Annotated in this window: 21 protein-coding genes, 1 tRNA gene and 1 pseudogene; 11 read left to right on the forward strand and 12 right to left on the reverse strand. The window is 65.5% G+C overall.

Going from position 1 to position 21769, the window contains the following annotated elements:
* Position 1 precedes the first annotated feature (1 nt).
* From MVA47_RS12550 to MVA47_RS12575, 6 genes are all read left to right on the forward strand, one after another.
* A complete protein-coding gene (locus MVA47_RS12550) occupies positions 2-1003 on the forward strand; it encodes an enoyl-CoA hydratase/isomerase family protein (protein ID WP_247208195.1) in 1002 nt (333 codons plus the stop codon).
* Between the two features lie 173 nt (positions 1004-1176).
* A complete protein-coding gene (locus MVA47_RS12555; protein ID WP_247208196.1) occupies positions 1177-1860 on the forward strand; it encodes a TetR/AcrR family transcriptional regulator in 684 nt (227 codons plus the stop codon).
* Positions 1857-3110: an MFS transporter gene (locus tag MVA47_RS12560; RefSeq protein ID WP_247208197.1), complete on the forward strand. Its 1254-nt coding sequence runs from the start codon at positions 1857-1859 to the stop codon at positions 3108-3110. Before MVA47_RS12555 ends, MVA47_RS12560 begins: the two co-directional genes overlap by 4 nt.
* On the forward strand, positions 3107-4366 hold the full coding sequence (locus MVA47_RS12565; protein WP_247208198.1) for an alanine racemase: 1260 nt from the start codon (positions 3107-3109) through the stop codon (positions 4364-4366). The genes MVA47_RS12560 and MVA47_RS12565 overlap by 4 nt, the downstream gene beginning before the upstream one ends.
* Positions 4354-5664 carry a D-arabinono-1,4-lactone oxidase gene (locus tag MVA47_RS12570; protein WP_247208199.1) on the forward strand — a complete coding sequence of 437 codons (1311 nt, stop codon included), beginning with the start codon at positions 4354-4356 and terminating at the stop codon, positions 5662-5664. The genes MVA47_RS12565 and MVA47_RS12570 overlap by 13 nt, the downstream gene beginning before the upstream one ends.
* 18 nt (positions 5665-5682) lie before the next feature.
* Positions 5683-7728 carry a neutral/alkaline non-lysosomal ceramidase N-terminal domain-containing protein gene (locus MVA47_RS12575; RefSeq protein ID WP_247208200.1) on the forward strand — a complete coding sequence of 682 codons (2046 nt, stop codon included), beginning with the start codon at positions 5683-5685 and terminating at the stop codon, positions 7726-7728.
* On the opposite strand, the gene MVA47_RS12580 is transcribed toward MVA47_RS12575, so the two are convergent.
* From MVA47_RS12580 to MVA47_RS12600, 5 genes and pseudogenes are all read right to left on the reverse strand, one after another.
* Positions 7725-8345, reverse strand: coding sequence for a hypothetical protein (locus MVA47_RS12580; protein ID WP_247208201.1), 621 nt, complete (start codon positions 8343-8345; stop codon positions 7725-7727). The genes MVA47_RS12575 and MVA47_RS12580 overlap by 4 nt on opposite strands.
* A 26-nt stretch (positions 8346-8371) precedes the next feature.
* Positions 8372-9900, reverse strand: a pseudogene (locus MVA47_RS12585) (peptide chain release factor 3).
* A 200-nt stretch (positions 9901-10100) separates the two neighbouring features.
* A complete protein-coding gene (locus tag MVA47_RS12590) occupies positions 10101-11117 on the reverse strand; it encodes a beta-ketoacyl-ACP synthase III (RefSeq protein WP_247208202.1) in 1017 nt (338 codons plus the stop codon).
* 119 nt (positions 11118-11236) lie between these two features.
* Entirely contained in the window at positions 11237-11827 is a 591-nt protein-coding gene (gene pth, locus MVA47_RS12595; RefSeq protein ID WP_247208203.1) for an aminoacyl-tRNA hydrolase, read from the reverse strand.
* A 25-nt stretch (positions 11828-11852) separates the two neighbouring features.
* The gene (locus tag MVA47_RS12600) at positions 11853-12458 is read right to left on the reverse strand and encodes a TetR/AcrR family transcriptional regulator (RefSeq protein ID WP_247208204.1); all 606 of its coding nucleotides are present in this window, start codon (positions 12456-12458) and stop codon (positions 11853-11855) included.
* Between the two features lie 63 nt (positions 12459-12521).
* On the opposite strand from MVA47_RS12600, the gene MVA47_RS12605 reads away from it, so the two are divergent.
* On the forward strand, positions 12522-13460 hold the full coding sequence (locus tag MVA47_RS12605; protein WP_247208205.1) for a DMT family transporter: 939 nt from the start codon (positions 12522-12524) through the stop codon (positions 13458-13460).
* Position 13461: 1 nt separating this feature from the next.
* Here MVA47_RS12605 and MVA47_RS12610 read toward each other — a convergent pair whose 3' ends face one another.
* Positions 13462-14100, reverse strand: a complete 639-nt coding sequence (locus MVA47_RS12610) for a 50S ribosomal protein L25/general stress protein Ctc (protein WP_247208206.1) — start codon at positions 14098-14100, stop codon at positions 13462-13464.
* Between the two features lie 255 nt (positions 14101-14355).
* Here MVA47_RS12610 and MVA47_RS12615 point away from each other — a divergent pair, with 255 nt between their 5' ends.
* Positions 14356-14835 carry a limonene-1,2-epoxide hydrolase family protein gene (locus tag MVA47_RS12615; RefSeq protein ID WP_247208207.1) on the forward strand — a complete coding sequence of 160 codons (480 nt, stop codon included), beginning with the start codon at positions 14356-14358 and terminating at the stop codon, positions 14833-14835.
* 16 nt (positions 14836-14851) lie between these two features.
* Here the strand turns inward: MVA47_RS12615 and arsC are convergent, their stop codons facing one another.
* From arsC to glmU, 3 genes are read right to left on the reverse strand one after another with little or no spacing between them, the layout of a single operon-like run.
* Positions 14852-15190, reverse strand: a complete 339-nt coding sequence (gene arsC / locus MVA47_RS12620; protein ID WP_023962926.1) for an arsenate reductase (glutaredoxin) — start codon at positions 15188-15190, stop codon at positions 14852-14854.
* An 8-nt stretch (positions 15191-15198) separates the two neighbouring features.
* Positions 15199-16179 carry a ribose-phosphate diphosphokinase gene (locus MVA47_RS12625; RefSeq protein WP_023962927.1) on the reverse strand — a complete coding sequence of 327 codons (981 nt, stop codon included), beginning with the start codon at positions 16177-16179 and terminating at the stop codon, positions 15199-15201.
* Positions 16176-17678, reverse strand: coding sequence for a bifunctional UDP-N-acetylglucosamine diphosphorylase/glucosamine-1-phosphate N-acetyltransferase GlmU (gene glmU, locus MVA47_RS12630; protein ID WP_247208208.1), 1503 nt, complete (start codon positions 17676-17678; stop codon positions 16176-16178). Before glmU ends, MVA47_RS12625 begins: the two co-directional genes overlap by 4 nt.
* 100 nt (positions 17679-17778) lie before the next feature.
* Between glmU and MVA47_RS12635 the strand changes: the two genes are divergently transcribed.
* From MVA47_RS12635 to MVA47_RS12645, 3 genes are all read left to right on the forward strand, one after another.
* Positions 17779-18588 carry an SDR family oxidoreductase gene (locus MVA47_RS12635; RefSeq protein WP_099381791.1) on the forward strand — a complete coding sequence of 270 codons (810 nt, stop codon included), beginning with the start codon at positions 17779-17781 and terminating at the stop codon, positions 18586-18588.
* A gap of 63 nt (positions 18589-18651) precedes the next feature.
* A tRNA-Gln gene (locus tag MVA47_RS12640) sits at positions 18652-18723 on the forward strand.
* Positions 18724-18747: 24 nt separating this feature from the next.
* The gene (locus MVA47_RS12645; RefSeq protein ID WP_030170774.1) at positions 18748-19419 is read left to right on the forward strand and encodes a TetR/AcrR family transcriptional regulator; all 672 of its coding nucleotides are present in this window, start codon (positions 18748-18750) and stop codon (positions 19417-19419) included.
* 29 nt (positions 19420-19448) lie between these two features.
* Here the strand turns inward: MVA47_RS12645 and MVA47_RS12650 are convergent, their stop codons facing one another.
* From MVA47_RS12650 to MVA47_RS12660, 3 genes are read right to left on the reverse strand one after another with little or no spacing between them, the layout of a single operon-like run.
* Positions 19449-20231 carry a dioxygenase gene (locus MVA47_RS12650; RefSeq protein WP_247208209.1) on the reverse strand — a complete coding sequence of 261 codons (783 nt, stop codon included), beginning with the start codon at positions 20229-20231 and terminating at the stop codon, positions 19449-19451.
* A gap of 48 nt (positions 20232-20279) precedes the next feature.
* Positions 20280-20804: a GNAT family N-acetyltransferase gene (locus MVA47_RS12655; RefSeq protein WP_247208210.1), complete on the reverse strand. Its 525-nt coding sequence runs from the start codon at positions 20802-20804 to the stop codon at positions 20280-20282.
* A complete protein-coding gene (locus tag MVA47_RS12660) occupies positions 20801-21694 on the reverse strand; it encodes an SDR family NAD(P)-dependent oxidoreductase (protein WP_247208211.1) in 894 nt (297 codons plus the stop codon). Before MVA47_RS12660 ends, MVA47_RS12655 begins: the two co-directional genes overlap by 4 nt.
* Between the last annotated feature and the right edge of the window lie 75 nt (positions 21695-21769).

Below are 21769 nucleotides of genomic sequence, written 5' to 3' on the forward strand. Positions count from 1 at the left end.
GATGTCGTTCATCCGTACACAGGTCTCAGGTGGGGTCGGCGAGATCATCCTCGATCGCCCCAAGGCGCTCAATGCCCTGGACCAGACGATGGTGGACGACATGTTTCCCGTCCTCACGGCGTGGGCTGACGATCCGGCCATCGAACTCGTGCTGGTCACCTCGGCCAGCGACCGGGCATTCTGCGCAGGTGGCGACATCCGTGCGATCCGGGACGCCGCCGTTGCCGGCGACCACGCTTCTGTCACACGGTATTTCAGCGCAGAATACGAACTGGACCAGCTGATCGCCGAATACCCCAAGCCCTATGTCGCGCTGATCGACGGTGCAGCCATGGGTGGTGGACTCGGCATCAGCGTGCACGGTGAGGTTCGCGTGGTCAGTGAAAAGGCCATGATCGCAATGCCCGAGACAGCAATCGGGTTCATCCCGGACATCGGATCCACCTACTTCTTGCCGCGACTGCCTGCCGGCGTCGGGCTCTGGCTCGGTCTCACCGGCGCGCGGGTGCGTGGCGCGGACGCGGTGGCGCTCGGCCTGGCCACCCACTACGTGCCCAGCGATCTGTTCGGGGACCTGGCGGACGACATCCGCTCGGGAGTGCCGCTGGGTCAGGCGTTGTCAGGACGCGCGGAGCCCGTCACCGGGACCGAGTTGCCGCTGGCGAAGATCGCCGAGTACTTCAGCGACGACCCGATCGAGGCGATCGTGGGCGGGTTGCGCGGTGCCGTGGTGGACGAGTGGGCCACGGAGATGGTTGCCCTGCTCGACAAGGCGTCACCCACCAGCCTCGCCGTGACGGCTGCCATGATCGACCTCGGTAGCCGCTCAACGCTCGATCAGTGCCTCGAACGAGAGCTCAACGCCGCCGAACAGATCACCCGCACTCACGACTTCGCCGAAGGGGTTCGGGCCGTGCTGGTGGACAAGGATCGAAACCCGCGCTTCGACCCGGCCGACCTCGCCGATGTGGATCCAGCAGTGGTTGCCCGCATCGTCGGCTAGCGTCACCTGACCGGAGGTCGAGTCCGGCCCCGCAGCGGTGGGTTGTGACCATGCTGATTCTGGTCGACCTGGCCATTCGTACAGCGTGGTGACTTCCGGTGCCATACTCTCGACACCACGAGTGGGTCATCTGACCCACTCGCTCGGTGGCGAAAGGGTGGTCCGTGGCGAGGATGTCCGTGGAGACCCGCAGAGATCTGCTGGTCCAGGCAGCTTTCCGGGTGATCGCCGAGCACGGGGTCGAAGCCGCTACCACCCGGCGGATCAGCGCTGCTGCCTCGATGTCACTCGCCAGTTTCCACTACGCATTCGAATCGCGCGACGAACTACTCGCCGAGCTGGTGGCGCGTGGAACCTCTGACGAACTCGCCACCTTCATCGCGCCCTTGAGTCCTCCGTCGCCGAGCCCTGAGTCAATTGGTTCTGGGCCTGTCGATTCCGGGCCGGACGAATCCGAGCGTCGCACCGAAGGTGCATCCGAATGGGTTCTGCCGGCCGACATCGGCGACCTCCTCAAAGCCGGGCTGATGTCGTATCTCGAGAGCATCATCGCCGACCCCGGGCGTGAATCGGCGATGATCACACTGGCGCAATATGCCAGGCGGACAGAAGGACTCGAGCACTTCGCGCAGCGCCTCTACGACCGGTACTACGAAATAGCGCAGACGACGCTGGAAGCGGCGGCCGAGGCGATGCATGTCGAATGGGCCACCGCGCCCAGCCATCTCGCACCGCTGGTGGTCGCGGCCACCGATGGTCTGACGTTGGCGTACCTCAGCACCGGCAACCGTGAGATCGCAGAGCGGATCATCGATGCCACCGTGACCATGTTGCGTTCACATCTGGTGTCGCCGTGACCATCACGACGCAGCCCAGGGTATCGAGACGGTGGGTGGCGCTGTTCGCGCTGGCCTGGGTGGGTATCTGGATGGCGCAGCTTGCGCCGTTCCAGTTGGCGCTGCCCGAACAGATCAATGACTGGCTGGGCGTGGGAGACGTACTGCAGCAGAGCAACTGGGAACGCAGCGTCACCACATTCGGAACGATCTCCGGGATGTCAGCGGTGTGCGCTCTGGTGGCGTTCCCGCTCGCCGGCGCCCTGAGTGACCGGACCACCGGACGATTCGGCCGCAGGCGCCCCTGGATCCTCGCCGGCACGGCGGTCTTCGCGGCCGCGCTTGTCATGCTGGGTCCGCAGCACACCTACTGGGGGCTGGCCCTCTTCTGGTGCCTGGCGCTGACCGGCTTCAGCATGGCCGCAGCGGCACTGACCGCACTGATCAGCGACCAGGTGCCCGTCCCGCAGCGCGGGGTGGTGTCGAGCTGGGTGTCGGCGCCGCAGGCGATCGGCACCATTGCCGGTATCGCTGTGCTCACCGCGGTGGGTGCACACTACGTCGCCGGGTATGCCTTGCTGGCGCTGTTGCTCGTCGTATTTGTTGTGCCCTTTGCCCTTTGGGTTCCTGATCCTCCCGTGCAATCGGTCGTGACACGGCGCCTCAGTGTGAGCGCGCTGTTCGCCGAGCTGTGGATCTCGCCGCGCGAACAACCGGACTTCGGCTGGACGCTACTGGGACGGGTGCTCGTCAACATCGGCAATGCGCTCGGGACATCGCTGTTGTTCTTCTACCTCCAGTTCGGGCTCGAGGTGTCCGAGCCCGAGGAGTCGCTGCTGGCTCTCACCGCGGTCTACATGGTGTTCGTCATCGCGGTCGCGGTCGGATCCGGCGCCCTGAGTGACCGGATCGGGAGGCGCAAGCCGTTTGTCCTCGTTGCCGGGGTGCTCCAAAGCGCTGCTGCACTCGTGATCGCGCTGGTTCCCGGCCTCGCCACGACAATCGTCGCGGCCGCATTGTTGGGCGCGGGATTCGGCTGCTTCCTCGCCGTCGACCAAGCGTTGGCCACGCAAGTGCTGCCCGACGCCGACCACTACGGAAAGGATCTGGGGATCATGAACATCGCGATGGCCGTGCCCCAAGCGCTGGGCCCGCTGCTCGGGGCCTTCATCGTCCACCTCACGTCCGGGTTCACCGGGCTGTTCGTCGCGTCGGCGTTCTTCGGGCTACTCGGCGGTCTGTCGGTGCTCCGGGTCAGGAGTGTGCGATGACCGAGCTCGGACTGGACGGAGCCGTGATGCGACCGGAGTGGCCGTGGGCGGCAGAACCCGAAACATATTGGCGTGCCATCGATCAGGCGGTGCGCGACCACGGTACGCCCGACGGGCCGGTGGCAGTACTCGAACTGACGGCGCTACGGCACAACGTGGCAGATCTGCGTGCGCGAGCCGGCGGAGTGCCGATTCGGATCGCCTCCAAATCGTTGCGGGTGCGTTCGGTGATCAGTGAGATCTTGGCCGCCGATGGCTTCGCCGGTGTATTGGCCTACGACGTCGCCGAAGCCCACTGGCTCGCCACTGCGGCAGCTGTGACCGACGTACTGGTGGGATACCCGACAGCCAACTCGCATGCGATCGCGAAACTGTCGACGGACCCGGTGGCGGCCGAGAGGGTCACCCTCCTGGTCGATTCGGTGGACCACCTCGACCTCATCGCGCATGCAGTGCCACCGGGCGCTGCTGACGTCAGGGTCGCCATCGACGTCGACGCGTCCTACTCCTCCCGACTGCTCGGCCACATCGGTGTTCGGCGATCGCCGATTCGCACGGCCGCGCAAGCCAAACGGCTCGCGCATGAGGTGGCTGCGCGGCCTGGTGTGAGGTTGGTCGGAGTGATGTCGTACGAGGCCCAGGTGGCCGGTGTGGGCGATGCAATTCCGCGCAAGCGCTTGCGTAACAAGATGATCGCCGAGATGCAGCGGCGGTCGATGGCCGAGTTGATCGATCGGCGGGGACGGGTGGTCGATGCCCTGCGCACCATCGCGGACCTCGAGTTCGTCAACGCCGGGGGGACCGGTTCGATCGAGGTCACCGCCACCGACCCGTCCATCACGGACATCGCTGCGGGTAGCGGTTTCTTCGGCGGCCACCTGTTCGACAACTATGCCTACTTCAAGCCGGCGCCGGCCATGTCCTTTGGTTTGTCGGTTGTTCGCGTCCCGGCGCGGGGCATCGTCACGTGCCTGGGCGGTGGGTGGGTGGCGTCAGGACCGCCGGCCCGGGACCGGTTGCCGCTGCCGGTGTGGCCGGCGGGACTCGACTACCTGCCGCGCGAGGCGGCCGGGGAAGTACAGACGCCACTGACCGGCAAGGCCGCACAACAGATGCGGGTCGGCGACCGGGTGTGGATGCGGCACACCAAGTCCGGCGAACTTAGTGAACACGTCAACTCGATCCTCGTGGTCGACGGCGGCAGGGTGGTCGGTGAACTGCCGACCTATCGCGGCGAAGGGAAGTGCTTTCTGTGACGGCGGTGTGGCGGAACTGGGGCCGGACGGAATCGGTGAACCCCGCCGAGGTGGTGACGCCACGAGGCACCGATGAGGTTGCCGATGTGGTGGCGAGAGCTCGCACCAACGGTGTGACCGTCAAGGCCGTGGGGTCGGGACACAGCTTCAGTGCCATTGCGATTGCTCCAGAGATTCAGCTGGACATGTCAGGGCAACGCGGACTCGTCGCCGTCGACACGGCCACGGGCCGGGCGACACTGCGAGCTGGTACCACCTTGCGCGAGATCCCTGGTCTTCTCGCGCCGTACGGGTTGGCCATGGCGAACCTCGGCGACGTGGATGCCCAGACCATCTCAGGTGCAACATCGACGGGGACCCATGGCACCGGCCTGCGCCACGGTGGGATCAGCACACAGATCACCGCAGTGCAGTTGGTCACGGGCAACGGTGACGTCCGAACAGTGGATACCTCCGAGCCCCAACTGCTTTCGGCCGCCGCACTCGGGCTCGGTGCACTCGGTGTGATCACCGAGGTCACACTGCAGTGTGTACCCGCATTCACCCTGCGCGCCCAGGAAGGTCCGGAGCAGGTGGACGACGTCATCGACTCGTTCCTCGAGAAGGTCGCGCTCCACGACCACTACGAGTTCTACTGGTTCCCGCACACCGGTTTCGCACTGACGAAGACCAACACCAGGCTTCCCCTTGACACACCCAGGTCCGGCCCGGGCGTGGTCCGGCGGTTGATCGACGACGAGGTCGTGAGCAACGGGCTGTTTCGCGTCACCTGTGAGGTCGGGGCCCGCTTTCCTTCGGCGGTTCCGAGGATCAATTCACTGGCCGGGAACGCTTTGTCGGCTCGGACCTACACGGATGCATCGACCAAGGTCTTCGTCTCACCTCGTCGGGTTCGATTCCGGGAGATGGAATACGCGATCCCGCTGGACCGGGTACCGCAGGCGCTGAACGAGGTACGCGACATGATCAACCGGCGAGGGTTCAGGGTCAGCTTCCCGATCGAGGTTCGTGCGGCGGCCGCGGACGACCTCATGCTGTCGACGGCGAGTGGACGGGACAGTGGGTACGTCGCCGTCCACCGGTATCACGCAGACCCGGTGGACGGTTACTTCGACGAGGTCGAACGGATCATGGCCGACCACGGTGGGCGCCCCCATTGGGGGAAGATGCACACCCGCGACGCTCGTCACCTCCGGTCGGTGTATCCGCGGTTCGGCGAGTTTCTCAGTGTGCGTGAGGAACTCGATCCCGATCGAGTGTTTGTCAACCCCTACCTCGCGTCGGTACTCGGCGACTGAACAAACGGATCGGTGACCATGAAGTTCGACGGACCAGAAGTCTCCCGACGCCGCGTTCTCGGCGGCGCCGCTGCGACCACCGTGGCGGTCGGTGCCTCTCGAGTGCTCGGTTCCGCACAAGCGGGGGCCGCACCGGCGCAGACCGGCTATCTCGTGGGAGCCGGACGTTCCGACATGACGGGCGCGGTGGCAGGCCAAGGAATGATGGGCTACTCCCAGCCCCAGCAGGTCGCCGCGGGACTGCACATGCGTTATCACGCAAGGGCATACATCATCGCAGACAGTGCCTCGGGTCAGCGGGTGGTCTTCGTGACGGCTGACTCCTCGTGCCTGTTCGAGTCGATCCACATCGGAGTGCTGGTCAAGCTGCGGGCACGGTACGGCGATCTGTACACCGAGAAGAACGTCAACCTCAACGCCACCCACAACCACAACTCGTGTGGTGGTACCGCATGGGACTACGCGTATACGTTGGCCGCGTTCGGCTTCAAAAAGAACTCCTACGACGCGGAGGTCAACGGGATATTTGCCGCGATCTGCCGCGCACACGACTCTCTTGCACCCGGCACGGTGAAGCTCGGGCGAACCGAGCTGCACAATGCGAGCGCGCAGCGTTCGAGAATCGCCTTCGATCTGAACCCGCCCCATGACAAGAATGCGTTCCCCGACGCCATCGACCCAGCAGTGACCGTGCTCCGGCTGGCGCAGGCAGGCAAGGACATCGGCGTGATCACCTGGTTCTCCACGCACGGAACCTCGATCGCCGACCACAATCGCCTGATCACGGTGGACAACAAGGGTTATGCCAGCCACCGATGGGAGAGTGATGAGCCGGGCGTGATCGCGGCGTTCCCGCAGACCAATGCCGGAGACATGACCCCGAACCTCGATCTGGTGCCGTTCAGTCCATCTGGACCCACGCCCGACAACCGGGCCAATTGCGCCATCATCGGTGAGCGTCAATATCAGGCGGGCCGTGAGGCATCCCGCTCTGCCTCGCCGATGACTCGCACCGGGGTGGAATCTGTGGTGCACTACGTCGACTTCTCCGACGTCGCCATCGACGGTACGTACACCCCAGATGGGAAGCCGGCGCGCACCAGCCCGGCGATGATGGGCGCCGGCGCGGTGGCAACCAGCTCGGAAGACAACTTCGAACAGCCCTTGCCGTTCTTCTATGAGGGGCAGGTCAATCCGTTGGTGGCCGCGGTGGGTGGGCTCGACGCCGAGGTGTCGCCATGGGTGCGAGACGCGCAGGCTCCCAAGCTCATCGCGTTTCCGTTGGGGCTGCTCCCACCGTGGCCATGGATACCTCAGATCATGCCGGTCCAGATCATCCGGATAGGCGATCTCGTGCTTGCGGCTGCCCCTGCCGAGTTCACCATCGTCTCAGGGCTCCGCGTACGGCAAGTGGTGGCACATGCCTTGCAGATCTCGGCGGACAACGTACTGCTGCAGGGCTTCGCCAACGGATACAGCCAGTACGTCACCACCCCGGAAGAGTATGTGTCACAGCAGTACGAGGGTGGGGAGACGCAATTCGGCCGGTGGACACTGCCGGCGTACATGCAGAGTTTCGACGCCCTCGCCGGGGCCATGGCGAGGGGTTCCGATCTCGGACGGGGACCGGCGCCGCTGAACAAATCCGGCATCCAACCGGATCTCGTGCCGCCTCCACCTCCGGACGTCCCGATCGCGGGGCACCGTTTCGGAGAAGTACTGAGGGGTCCTGAGCCTCGTTATCGAGGCGCGAGCACGGTGGCCGTGGAGTTCGTCGGCGCCCACCCCAACAACAATCTCCGTACGTCAGATACCTATGTCGAAGTGCAACAGTGGACGGCCGGGACGTGGGACCGGGTCTACGACGACAACGCATGGTCGACCGAGATGCATTGGGCGCGACCGGTCAACAGTACCGACACCTCGGTGATCACCGTCCTGTGGAACATTCCTGCCGGGACGGCCGGCAGGTTCCGCATCCGCTACTTCGGCGACTCGAAGAATTCGGAGGGCACGATCACCGGCTTCACCGGTACATCGGCGGCTTTCGACGTCTCGCGTTAGCCCGCGTCCGGAGCGACGGTGAACCAACCCGACACCGCGACCGTCGGCAGGGGTGACGACTGGCTGGGTTCGGGCTCGGTGTCGTCGAGCGGAGCAAAAGGGTTGCCAAAGACGCGAGTTGCGGTCGGGCAGTTGAACTCACCGGCGACCGCGGTGCTGGACAGGGCGGTCACCGTCGTCGCACAGGTGTCGGCCCCGTAGGCGGTCCCGTCGACGACAACCGTCACCCGCGCATTGAGGGCGGTGCGGGTGGTCAGGTCGCCGACGAGCATGTCGATGGTGACGCCGTCGGAGCCTTCGTCTTTGAACAGGAACAGCAGACTGTCGATCGGGACCGCCGGATCGGCGTTGCCCCACCGCGCGAAGCGATAGCAGCCTTGTTGTGGTTCGGCGCCCGTGATCGCGACCGTGGCCTGGCCGGTGGCGAACGAGAGATTCTGCAGACTGTGATCGATCGGGCCGGCCGGCGGTGTCGATCGGCACTGGTCATCGGCGACTCTGGCGTTCTGCGGGGCCGTCGGCGTCGGCGCGACCGTCGATGAACTCACGGGGTACTCGGGCGAATTCGACTGGCCGCCGCATCCGGCCGTCACCAGAGCGCATGCGACGACCGCCATCGCGACCCGGTGGAACCGTGACCGCATCAATCTGCCGCCGCCACCAGGGGTTCGAGAGTAAGGTCGCCGTGTTCCTTCTCGATGTACTGCAGCCGCCACTTGTCGCTGACGAGAGCCAGGAGTGCCCCGTCACTGCGGGTGAACACCTCCACCCCTCGCTGCCGGTTCAGTTCGTCCACACTCTCGGCGTCGGTCCGACGGGCCAACTGGTAAGGCAGGCCCTGGAAGCTCGTCTCGACCCCGAACTCGGTCTTCATCCGTGCCGTCACGACCTCGAACTGCATCGGACCGACAGCGGCGAGCACCGGGGAGGCATCGCCGCGAATATCGTTGCGCAGCACCTGCACAACACCTTCGGAGTCGAGCTGGTCGATGGCCTTGCGGAACTGCTTGTACTTGCCTGCCGATTCGGCACGGCACACCGAGAAGTGTTCGGGGGCAAAGGAGGGGATGGGCGGGAATTGAACTTTCGGACCCGAGTAAAGGGTGTCGCCGGGCGCCAGCGCCATGGCATTGACCAAACCCACCACGTCGCCGGGGTAGGCGGTGTCCACCGTCGAGCGGTCTCGGCCGAACACGGCTTGGGCGTATTTGGTGGCAAACGGTTTCCCGGTTTGAGCGTGGGTGACCACCATGCCCCGCTCGAACTCCCCCGAGACGATGCGCATGTAGGCCAGTCGATCTCGATGCGAGGAATCCATGCCCGCCTGCACCTTGAAGACCACGGCGCTGAACGCGTCGGTGACCTCGCGGACCGTGTGGTCGATCGCCTCGCGGCCCGTGGGCGGCGGTGCCAACTCGATCAGCGCCTGAAGCAGTTGGCGTACACCGAAATTGAGCACCGCGGAGGCGAAGATCATCGGCGACGTCTGGCCGGCCAGGAACATCTCCTGGTCATGGTCCTGACCCATCTCCGAGAGCAGTTCACTCTCCTCGACCGCGGTGGTCCAGTCGTCCTCCTCGCGAGCGAGGGCGTCCTCGGGTTCGATGAGCTCTTCGGGTGCGATCGTCGCGCCACCGGCGGTGCGTGTGAAGTGGATGTACTTGCCGGTCCGCCGGTCGAGCAATCCGCGGAAGTCTCCGGCGATGCCGACAGGGAAGTACAGGGGGTGGGGGTCAGACCGATGCGGTCGCTGATCTCGTCGATCAGCTCCAGCGGAGTGCGTCCCGGCCGGTCCCACTTGTTGACGATGGTGATGATGGGAATGCCGCGGTGGCGACACACCTGGAACAGCTTGAGCGTCTGCGGCTCGAGTCCTTTGGCCGCATCGATGAGCATCACGGCGGCATCGACGGCCGTGAGCACCCGGTAGGTGTCCTCGGAGAAGTCGGCGTGACCGGGCGTGTCGACGAGGTTGATCACATTGACCTCGTCGACACCGCTACTGGTCTTGTCGAGCCGGTAGTTGAACTGCAGTGCGGTCGAGCTCACGGAGATACCGCGAGCCTTCTCCATCTCCATCCAGTCCGACACGGTCGAGCGCCTGCCGGCTTTGCCGTGGATGGCGCCCGCTTCGCTGATCATCCGCGCATGCAGGGCCAGCGCCTCGGTCATCGTCGACTTACCGGCGTCCGGGTGCGAGATGATCGCGAATGTGCGACGGCGGGCCACCTCGCGGGCCACCACGGCCTTGTTGGCGGTAGGGGTTTCGGCAGGTGTAGCGGTCGGGTCGGAACTCACTCAGAAAAGGCTACAGACCAGCGCGTTCGGGTACCAATCGCCGCCACCGCCGAGCGGCCCGCTCGGTGGAGGTGCTACTCGAAAGGAACCGGCGGGAGGGTGACCACCTGCGCGGCGTAGCTGAGGCCGGCGCCGTAACCGAGCAGCAGTGCGGTATCGCCCGGCTTGGCCTTGCCGTTGGACAGCAGGTCCTCCATGGCCAGCGGGATCGAGGCGGCAGAGGTGTTGCCGGTGGTCTCGATGTCGCCGGCGACAACAGCGTCGTCGCGGAGTTTGAGGCCGCGGGCCAGCAGGTCGTTGATCCGTGCGTTCGCCTGGTGTGGGACGAAGACGTCGAGTTCCTGCGCGTCGATCTTTGCGGCGTCCAGTGCCCGCTGAGCTGCCTTGCCCATCTCGAATGCCGCCCAGCGGAAAACGCTGGTGCCCTCCATTCGCAGGTAGGGGCGCTGTTTACGGTCGCCTTCGATGAACTCGAGCCAGTCGATGTCCTGGCGGATCGCGTCGTACTGCGAACCGTCGCTGCCCCAGATGACCGGGCCGACGCCCTGGGTTTCGGTGGCTCCGAGGACAACGGCGCCGGCGCCGTCACCGAAGATGAAGCAGTTGCCGCGATCGGTCATGTCGAGCGCGATCGAGAGCTGCTCGGATCCGATGACAAGAACGTTGGTGGCACTGCCGCCGCGGATCATGTCGGCGCCGATACCCATCGCGTAGCCGAATCCGGCGCATCCGACGGTGACGTCGAAGGCGGGCACGCCGTTGGCGCCGAGCGCGGTGGCGACGGCGGTGCCGGCACCGGGGGTGAGCAGCAGGTGGGTGTTGGTGGCGACGATGACGGCGTCGATGTCCGAACCGCTGAGCAGCGCATTGGCAATGGCTTTGCGTCCGGAATCGATGGCCATCGTGGTGACGTTCTCGTCCGGCCCGCAGAACCGCCGGGTCTTGATTCCGGTGCGGGTGTAGATCCATTCATCGCTGGAGTCGATAGTCTCGCAGATCTCTGCGTTGGTGACCACGCGATCCGGCCGATAGGCGCCGATGCCGAGAATCCCGACGTTGTTGATCCCGGTTTTGTCAGCGATGACAGGCATGCGTTCCTCTTTTCATTGCGGCTTCTTCGATGTATCGGTCGGCCGGCGAAGCTTGTAACAGGCTAGCGAGTGCCACCTCACAAATCGAGCTTCTCCGGCGCGACGGCGCGGTTGTCAGCTCACCACGCGTGCACGCGGTTCTGAGCGTCTTCCAGGGTGTTCGAGATCAGCAATTCGATCGCGTCGGACGCGTTCTCCAGCAGCAGTGGCACCTCGGTGCGTTCGGACGTCGAGAACGGCTTGAGGACGAAGTCGGCGGGATCCTGACGACCGGGTGGTCGGCCCACTCCGAGCCGGACCCGGAGATAATCCTTGCTGCCCACGGCCTGCGAGATGGAGCGGAGGCCGTTGTGGCCACCTTCGCCGCCACCCTGCTTCAGGCGGACGGCACCGAACTCGATGTCCAATTCGTCGTGGACCACCACGAGTGTGTGTGGTCCCGAGGACTGCGGACCTGCGGAATAGAACGCCGCCAACGGTCCGACCTGGCGGCCTGATTCGTTCATGAAACACGTCGGGACGGCCAGGACAACGGGACTGCCGGCCAACCGTCCGACCGCGATCTGGGCCCCGGACTTCTTGTGTACCTTGAACTTCTCGCCGAGCTTGTGCGCCAGGTGTTGTACCGCCATCGCCCCGACGTTGTGGCGGGTCTTCTCGTAGCGGGTGCCCGGATTGCCCAGGCCGACAATCACGATGCTCTCGGTCACGCGCTCATTCTGTCATCCGCGCCCATCACGACGGTTCGCGCGCCGGAGCGTCCAGCAGCACCTGCGCGGTCAGCTTCGCAACCCGTGATGCATCGTCCTGTGCCCCCGCGGTCCGGGCGACGATGCTGCCCTCGTGCAACAGCGTCAACTGCCCGGCGAGGAAATCGGGCTCGGGATAGCCGGCTGCGGTACATGTGTGCGCGAACAGGTCACGCACCCACGCCTTCTCCTCGACGATGATCTCGACACCGGGATGGTCGGTTCCGCCGAGTTCGGCATACGCATTGATGAAGCCGCAGCCGCGCACCCACGACGCCATCCATTCATCGGTGGCGTCGAAGACGGCCAGGGCCTGTGCGCGTCCGACCGGAAGGGGACGGATGAAGTCGAGCACGAGGGTGCGCCACCGCAGACTTCGGCGATGTAGATACGCGACGATCAGCCCGTCCTTGGATCCGAACCGGTCGTAGATCGTCTTCTTGGTGGTGCCGGCGGTCTCGGCGATCGAGTCGACACCGACGGCTCGGATGCCGTGGGTGTAGAACAAGGTCCCCGCGGCGTCAAGGATTCGCTCGGCTGCGGGGGTCATGGGCGCCTCGGTCGGTACGTCGAGGACAGCGGGAACGGTCATGGATCTCCTCGTCGGTGGCTCGGTACACTGCAAGTATACCGACCGGTGTGTTTACCTGTCGCCATGATCAAAGCCTCGTCGGTTCTGGTGCTCACGTGGAGCTCGGGTTATCTCGGAGCAGAACTCGCCGCCCGCTACTCCTCCTGGCACATGCTGCTCAGCTGCCGGTTCGCGGTGGCTGCCATCCTGCTGATCGGCTTCTGTGTGGTGAGGCGTCTGCGCATCACCCGCGCAGGCGTGATGCGACAGGTGGGCCTGGCGATCGTGATGCAGGGTCTGTACCTGGGGGCGATCAGCGCCTCGGTGGGTGCGGGGCTCAGTCCCGGCATCACCGCATTGATCTGTTCACTGCAGCCGTTGGTGGTGGCGGCGTGTGCGGTGCCCGTGCTCGGTCAGCGGATAGGAGCCCGTGAGTGGATGGGCCTGACCGTCGGCATCGTGGGTGTCGGACTCGTGGTCGGGGGCAAGATGCACGCCGGCGGCGTTCCCTGGTGGGCCTACCTGCTGTGCACGTTCGGGATGCTCGCCCTGGTCGCGGCCACGCTCACCGAGCGGCGACTGCGACCGCCCGAGCCGATGGCGGCCGCCCTGGCTGTGCAGTGTGTCGTGGGTGCCGTCATCTTCTGGGCTGTGAATGCGGCTGTGGGGGACGTGATTCCGCCGATGACGTTCGACTTCGCGTGGTCGCTGGGATGGGCCGTTGTCTTTGCGACGTTCGGCGGCTGGGGTGCCTACCTGTGGGTCAATCGGGAGGCCGGACCGATGCACCTGAGCACTCTGCTGCTGCTCGTGCCGCCCACCACCATGGTGATCGCCTGGCCGATGTTCGGCGATCAGCTCGGGGTGTGGGAGGTTGCCGGCGTCGTGGTCAGCGCGGCGGGCGTGACGATCAAGCTGCTGGGGACGTCGGTAGGCGCCTCGTCGAGACAGGCGCCGCAGACGACTCCGGCCCGCGACACCGAGGTGCGCGGGCCGGAGACGGCAGAATCGTTGCGGCGTTGATCTACTCGCCGGCGGAGTCGCCCTCGTCGGCCGCTTCGGCGGTCTCGGCCGGCTCGGAAGCATCGGCGTCCGATTCGGTCTCGGCCTTCTGGGCCTCGTTGACGGCGATGATCAACGTCTCGGGATCGGAGATCAGGGTGACGCCCTCGGGCAGTTCGAGCTCGGCAGCGCTGATCGAGTAGCCGGCTTCCTTGCCCTCGACCGACACGACGATCTGCTCAGGGATCGACAGCACGTCGGCCTCGATCTCGATGACGCTGGCGTCCTGGGTGACCAGGTTGCCGGGGGCGGCGTCGCCCTCGACAACGATCGCGACCTCGACGGTGACCTTCTCGCCGCGGTTGATCACGACGAGGTCGGCGTGCTCGATGTAGTTGCGGATCGGGTGCACGTCGACCTGCTTGGTCAGTGCCAGCTGGGTCTCGCCCTCGATGTCGAGGTCGATGACGGCATTGAGACCGTTGTTACGCAGGATCGCGGCGAACTCGCGGGCCGGAATGGTGAGGTGTCGGGGCTCGGTGCCGTGGCCGTAGAGCACGGCGGGCACGTTGCCTGCGCGACGGGTGCGACGGGCTGCGCCCTTGCCGCTCTCGGTGCGGATCGAAACGCTCAGATTGCTGGCCTGATTGGCGTTGGCCATGATGGGTGTTCTCCTCGGTGCTACGGGTGGTGGGTCTGTGGGTCACGACAACATCGACAGACAGCCACAGTGCACCCGAAGGGGAGAACCACGCCGCGCCGATCACGGTGACAATCGAGATCACCCTCGCCGAGACAACGGGTCAGACTATACCGCACCCGTGCCGCGTCTCCGATTCGCGCTGATGGGCGGCGCTGTGACCGGCTCGCCGGCTTCGGCGACCACGCCGCGGCACCGGCGGGTAGCGTCGCCGGTATGACAGACGATTTCGACACAGAGACCGACAGATCTGAGGCGGAGATCGCCCGGTCGTTCCTCGAGTTGCTCGCCCTCGGCGACCTAGGGGCGGCAATGGAGCTGGTTCACCCCGACATCGACTACACCAACGTGGGCGTCTCGACGATCCGCGGCAAGTCCCGCGTTGCCAAGCTCTTCAAGGTGATGGAGAACCCTCGCGCGGGCTTCGGCGTGCAGTTCATCAACGTCACCACCGACGGTCCCGTGGTGCTGACCGAACGCATCGACGAACTCACCTTCGGCAGGTTCTCGATGCAGTTCTGGGTCTGTGGCCGGTTCGAGATCGAGGATGGCCTGATCACCGTCTGGCGCGACTACTTCGACTTCTTCGACATGACAAAGGGTGTACTTCGCGGCCTGGCCGCCATCGCCGTGCCGCGTGTGCAGCGACCGCTACCGAAGCCCACCCTGACCGCCATCGCGCCGTTCGGCGGTTAGGCGGCCGTTCTTCTTCTCAGAGGATGTCGTCGATCGATTCGACCGGACGGGCGAGGCGGGTGCCCTTGTCGGTCACCACAAACGGTCGCTCGATGAGGATCGGGTTGGTGGCCATCGCGTCGAGCAACTCGTCGTCGGTCGCGTCCGCGAGATCGAGTTCGTTGTACAGCGACTCGCGCTTGCGAACGGCCTGACGGACCTCGATGCCGGCGTCGGCGATCATCTTCTCCAGGGCGACACGGCTCGGCGGTGTCTCCAGATACTTGACGATCGTCGGCTCGACCCCGCCGTCGCGCATTCGCTGCAATGCCTTGCGCGACGTCGAGCACTTGGGGTTGTGGTAAATGGTCGCCACCGGAGTGCCTATGCGCTTCCGTTGAACAGGCTTGTCACCGAACCGTTTTCGAACACCTCACGGATGGTGCGGCCCAGAAGCGGCGCGATCGACAGCACGGTGAGGCTGTCGAACTGCTTCTCCGGCCCGATCGGCAACGTGTCGGTGGCGATGACCTCACGGGCTCCGCAGTTGGCGAGTCGCTCGGCAGCGGGGTCGGAGAACACGCCGTGTGTGGTCGCGATGATCACGTCGCCCGCGCCGGCGTCCTTGAGTACCTGGACCGCGCCGGCAATGGTGCCGCCGGTGTCGATCATGTCGTCGATCAGCACGCAGGTGCGTCCCGAGACGTCACCGACAACACGGTTGGACTTCACCTGGTTGGGCACCAGGGGGTCGCGTGTCTTGTGGATGAAGGCCAGCGGAGCACCGTCGAGCGAGTCGGCCCACTTCTCGGCAACGCGGACACGTCCGGAGTCGGGGGAGACCACGGTGATGTGCTTGGTGCCGTACTTGTTCTTGACGTACTCCGATAGCTGACCCTGCGCGTGCATGTGGTCGACCGGTCCGTCGAAGAAGCCCTGGATCTGGTCGGTGTGCAGGTCGACCGTGATGATGCGGTCGGCGCCCGCGGTCTTCAGCAGATCGGCAACCAGGCGAGCCGAAATGGGTTCGCGCCCACGATGTTTCTTGTCCTGACGCGCATACGGGTAGAACGGCAAAATGGCGGTGATGCGCTTGGCCGACCCACGCTTGAGGGCGTCGATCATGATCAGCTGTTCCATCAGGTGCTTGTTCAGGGGATACGGGCAGCTCTGGAGCACAAAAGCATCCGAGCCACGGACCGACTCCTCGAAACGCACGAAGATCTCACCGTTCGCGAAGTCTCTGGCGGTTTGCGGGGTGACCTTGATGTCGAGTTCCCGGGCGACCGCGTCGGCCAGCTCGGGATGTGCACGACCAGAGAACAGCATGAGGCTCTTCTGGTTGTCGGTGGTGGTCCAGGTCACTGATCTTCACTTTCTTGTTGCACGTGATCGGCGACGGTGAGTGCGTCGGCAGCCGCCCGGGCCGCGGGCGTGCCGGGCCGTTTGGCTTGCACCCAACCGTCGATGTTTCGTTGTTTGCCACCGGAGATCGCCAAGGCGCCCGCGGGCACATCCTGCGTCAAGACGGTACCCGCTCCGGTGTAGGCGCCATCACCGACGTTGACCGGTGCGACGAACATCGTGTCGGACCCGGTGCGGCAGTGCGAGCCGACGACGGTCCGGTTCTTGTTCACACCGTCGTAGTTCACGAAGACGCTCGAGGCGCCGATGTTGGTGCCCTCGCCGATGGTGGCGTCGCCCACATAGGTCAGGTGGGGCACCTTGGCGCCGGGCCCGATGTCGGCGTTCTTGGTCTCGACGAAGGTCCCGATCTTGCCGCCATCGCCCAGCACGCTGCCGGGTCGCAGGTAGGCGAAGGGGCCGACCTGGGTGTCGGCGCCCACCACCGCGTCGGTCGCGTGGGTTCGGATGATCGAGGCGCCGGTCCCCACGGTGACGTTCGCAAGAGTGCTGTCGGGCCCGATCTGCGCCCCGGTCGCGACGTCGGTGGTTCCGAGCAGCTGAGTACCGGGAGCGATGGTGACGTCGGGCTCGATCGTCACATCGACGTCGATCCAGGTGGTGCCCGGATCGATGATCGTGACGCCGGCCAGCATGTGGCGGGCGAGGACCCGACGATTGAGTTCGGCGCCCAGGGTGGACAGTTGCAGTCGGTCGTTGCAGCCGGCGACCAAGGCGGCATCGTCGATGTGCTTGGCGCGCACCACTTTCGAGTGCCGGTTGGCGATCTCGATGACATCGGTGAGGTACAGCTCGTGCTGTGCGTTGTCGGGCGACAACTCGGCCAGGGCCCCCATCAGGGTCTGCGCGTCGAAGGCGTAGACGCCCGAGTTGATCTCGGTGATCTCCCGTTGCTGCTCCGTGGCGTCCTTCTGTTCGACGATCGCCGTGACCGCACCGTCCTGGGTGCGTAGAACCCGGCCGTACCCGGTGGGGTCTTCCGCGGTGGACGTGAGCACTGTCACCGCGGCACGGGGCGACGCGGTGTGGTCGCTGATCAGCGCATGAAGTGTCGGTCCGTCGAGCAGGGGGACATCCGCCGCGGTCACCAGCACGGTGCCGTCGAACCCGTCGGGCAGTGCCGACAGTCCGGCGCGCACGGCGTCACCGGTGCCGTTCTGCTGCTCCTGCACCGCCGTCACCACCTGGCGGCCCAACGTGGCGGCGATCTCCGAGCACGCGGTCTCGACCCGGGCGCGGTCGTGGCCGACGACGACCACCAGGTGGTCGGGATCGATGTCGTCTGCGGCGTGCAGCGCGTGGGACAGCAGCGTGCGGCCGGCGATGGTGTGCAGGACTTTCGGGGTCGCGGACTTCATCCGGGTGCCTGCGCCTGCGGCGAGAACCAGAACTGCGGTCGGTCCGGACGACGAAGGCGCGGATACGGGGGCCGCGGACATAGAACTCCCATGCGGTTGGAAGCGGGGGAACGGCCCGATCCTACGCACCTTCGGGGGGGTCTTGATACAACTGGGGGAGTATCGACCGGGCAGCGCAGTGATGGTTCGGGCCGGCCGGGTGGACGAATCAGGTTTCTTCGACAAGGAGTTGTTTGTGAGCGAACAGAGAACGGCGATCGTGACCGGAGCGGCCCGCGGCATCGGTGCGGCGGTGGCCAAGCGTCTCGCGTCCGACGGCCTGGCGGTGGCAGTGCTGGACCTCGACGAGGGCAGTTGTGCCGACACCGTCAAGGCGATCACCGACGCCGGCGGCAAAGCGCTGGCCGTGGGCGCCGATGTCTCCGACGAGGACTCGGTGGCCGCCGCGGTCGAACGTGTCGCGAGTGAACTGGGTGCCCCGACCGTCCTGATCAACAACGCCGGCATCACCCGCGACAACCTGCTCTTCAAGATGCCCGTCTCGGACTGGGACGCGGTCATGAACGTGCACTTGCGCGGTGCTTTCCTGATGTCGCGTGCGGTGCAGCAGCACATGGTCGGCGCCAAGTTCGGCCGGATCGTGAACCTCTCGAGCACCTCGGCCCAGGGCAACCGTGGCCAGGTCAACTACTCGGCCGCCAAGGCGGGCATGCAGGGCTTCACCAAGACCCTGGCCATCGAACTGGGCAAGTTCGGCGTCACCGCCAATGCCATCGCCCCCGGATTCATCGAGACCGAGATGACCGCGGCGACGGCTGAACGCGTCGGCGTTCCCTTCGAGGACTTCAAGAAGGCCGCTGCTTCGCAGATCCCGGTCGCGCGGACCGGTGTGCCCGATGACATCGCGCACACGGCCTCGTTCTTTGTCAGCGAAGGTGCCGGTTTCGTGTCCGGACAGGTGATCTACGTCGCAGGCGGCCCCAAGGACTGAGCTGTGCGCAGTCCGGACCTGTTGCGCTCGGTGTCCGGACGCGTGGCACAATCGTGAGCGCAATCCGCCATGGTGTAATCGGCAACACTCCTGATTTTGGTTCAGGCATTCTAGGTTCGAGTCCTGGTGGCGGAGCAACGAGTGACAGGAGGGACCGAGGTGACCGTCGACCGTCCCACCGCTCACGAAGAGAAGGTGCAACGCGCCCCGCGAGCCCGCATGACGGGAACACAGCGGCGCCACCAGCTGATCGAGGTGGCCCGTGGGCTGTTCGCCGAACGCGGTTTCGACTCGACCTCTGTCGAGGAGATCGCTCAGCGCGCAGGCGTCTCCAAACCTGTTGTGTACGAACATTTCGGCGGCAAAGAGGGCCTCTACGCCGTGGTGGTCGACCGCGAGATGGAAACCCTGTTGGGAATGATCACGTCCTCGCTCACCCAGAACCGGTCGAGGTTTCGGATACAGCAGGTGGCGTTGGCCCTGCTGACCTATATGGAAGACCGCACCGAGGGGTTCCGGATCCTGGTGCGGGGTACCCCCACAGCGGGTGAGACCGGTAAGTACTCGAGCTTGCTGACCGACGCCATCAGCCAGGTCGAGCACCTGCTGGCCAGTGATTTTCAGCGCCGCGACCGCGACCCGGCACTGGCGCCCCTGTATGCACAGGCCCTCGTGGGAATGGTGACCGTGACCGCCCAGTGGTGGCTCGACGTCCGTGAGCCGTCCAAGGAGGTGGTGGCCGCCCACCTGGTGAACCTCTGCTGGAACGGGTTGTCGCACTTGGAATCTGACCCACATCTCGTCGGTCCGGACTACACCGAGAAAGGGTAGCCCCAGGCTGCTGTCGCAGTATCGACTCGTCAGCTCAGCTGCAGGCTACGTTTGCTCAGGCCCATCCAGAATCCGTCGATGATCTGCTGACCCTGCTGCTCCGGGTCGTCGCTTGCGCCCAGTGCCACGAACAGCGGCGACCAGTGCTCGACCGTCGGATGGGCGTACGGCATGCCCGGCGCCTCGGTCCGAAAACGCACCAGTGACTCCACGTCGCCCGCGGCGAATCGTTCTGCGGCCCAACTGTCGTACTCCTTCGACCAGGTGGGTGCCGGGGCGTCGGGGCGTGGGTCACGCAGGAACGGCAGCCCGTGTGTGGTGAACCCGGACCCGATGATGAGGACGCCCAGGTCGCGCAACGGGCGCAGTCGCCGGCCGAGGTCGAGCAACTTCTCTGGGTCGAGTGTCGGCAGCGAGACCTGCAGTACCGGGATCTGCGCCTCGGGGTACATCACGGTCAGCGGCACATAGGCACCGTGGTCGAGTCGGCGGTGAGTGTCGTGGTGGACTGCTTGTCCGTCGGGCATCAACGCGGCGACCTGGGCGGCGAGGTCGACGGCCCCGGGGGCGTCGTAGCGTGCGCGGTAGTAGTGCTCGGGGAAACCGCCGAAGTCATAGGTCAGCGGCACGGTGGGATCGGTCGAACCGATGGTCAGCGGAGCCGACTCCCAGTGCGCCGACACGATCAGGATCGCCGACGGCCGGGGCAGATCGCCGGACCACGCACGGAGTTCGGAGACCCACCGGGTGTCATCCACCAACGGCGGCGCACCGTGACTGAGGAACAAGGCGGGCATGCGCGGCACAGACATGACAATATCAACTCGGACCGCGGTCCGTTTAATCCCCGCGCTGGGTACTCAGGCAGGTGGATCGTCCGATTCGTTCACGTCTAGCTGCATCTGCACGCAATCGACCCACGCGCCGTGTTTGTAGCCGATCCGCCGCAACCTGCCGACGTCGTAGAAACCGGCCTTGGTGTGCAGTGCGATGGAGCCCGTACCGGGCACGTCGGCGATCACCGCGACGATCCGGCGGATCGACGTCGATCGCACCGCGTCGAGAAGCCCGTTCATCAACGCGGTTCCATAGCCCTTTCCGGTGTGGTCGGGGCTGAGGTAGATGGTGTTCTCCACTGTCCAGGCGTATGCCTGTTTGACGCGATACTGCGCCACGTACGCGAACCCGAGCACCGCGCCGGTCTCGTCCGAGGCGACGACAAACGGCATCCGCTGGGCGTTCAGATCCGCACGCTTGGCTTTCCAGTCGGCTGCGGACGGCGAGTCGTAGTCGAACGTGATCACCGTGTTCTCGACGTAGTGGCGGTAGATGTCGGCCACCGCAACACAATCCGGCGCGGTGGCCGGTCGGATCACCACACTCACAGACCGAACTCCGTGCCGGTCTCGCGCTCTGCGAACTCCCACAGCAGGCCGGCGGTCCGGAAGTCGCAGGCCTTCGGGGTGCGCCCGACCAGAACCGGATCGCCGCGCAGGCCGAATCGACCGTCGGGTCCGACATACGCTCCCGACGGCACATCGGGATTCATCGCGTACAGCGTGACCGCCGCGCCTTGTTCCGGCGTGTTGGCGAGCACCGCGCCGGCGGCCTCGATCACCTTGTCCAGAGGTGCGATCCCGGTGACCCCGAGGATGCCGGTGGTGGCCCATCCGGGGTGGGTGATGGCAGTGGTGATCGTCGAACCAGCCTTGCGCAATCGACGATCAAGTTCGAGCGCCCACAGCATGTCGGCCAACTTGGATTGGGAGTACGACGTGGGACGTGTCCACGTGCGGTGCTCGAAATGTGGATCGTCCAGGTTGATCTCACCGGTCTTGTGCGACGTGGATCCGACGATCACGACGCGCTCGGCGATCTGGGGCAGCAAGAGGTTGGTGAGCGCGAACGGTCCGAGGAAGTTGGTTCCGAGTGCCATCTCGAACCCGTCGACGGTGGTACGCCGCTCGGACGCCATCACGCCCGCATTGTTGACGAGGATGTCGAGCGGTCCGAGACCGTCGGCGCATCGACGAACCGAGGACAGATCGGCGACATCGAGTTCGACGACCTCGGGGTGGGCGCCTCTGGTCTCGTCGGCGATCTGCTCGGCACGCTCCTTGCCGCGATCGAGGTCGCGTACCGCCAGCACCACCTGGGCCCCGACACGCGCCAGGCCACGCGCGGTTTCCCATCCGATGCCGTTCGTGGCACCGGTGACGACAACACGCTTGCCGTCCATACGTGGCAGGTTGGCCACCGACCAGCGGGTTTTCATGCGGCCTAGCGTAACTGCCCGGTCTCCGGCGACGAGGGTGTTGCCCGGGTTTCGTTCCGGTCCACGACGGTCCCG

Source organism: Williamsia sp. DF01-3 (assembly GCF_023051145.1).
Classification (GTDB): Bacteria; Actinomycetota; Actinomycetes; order Mycobacteriales; family Mycobacteriaceae; genus Williamsia.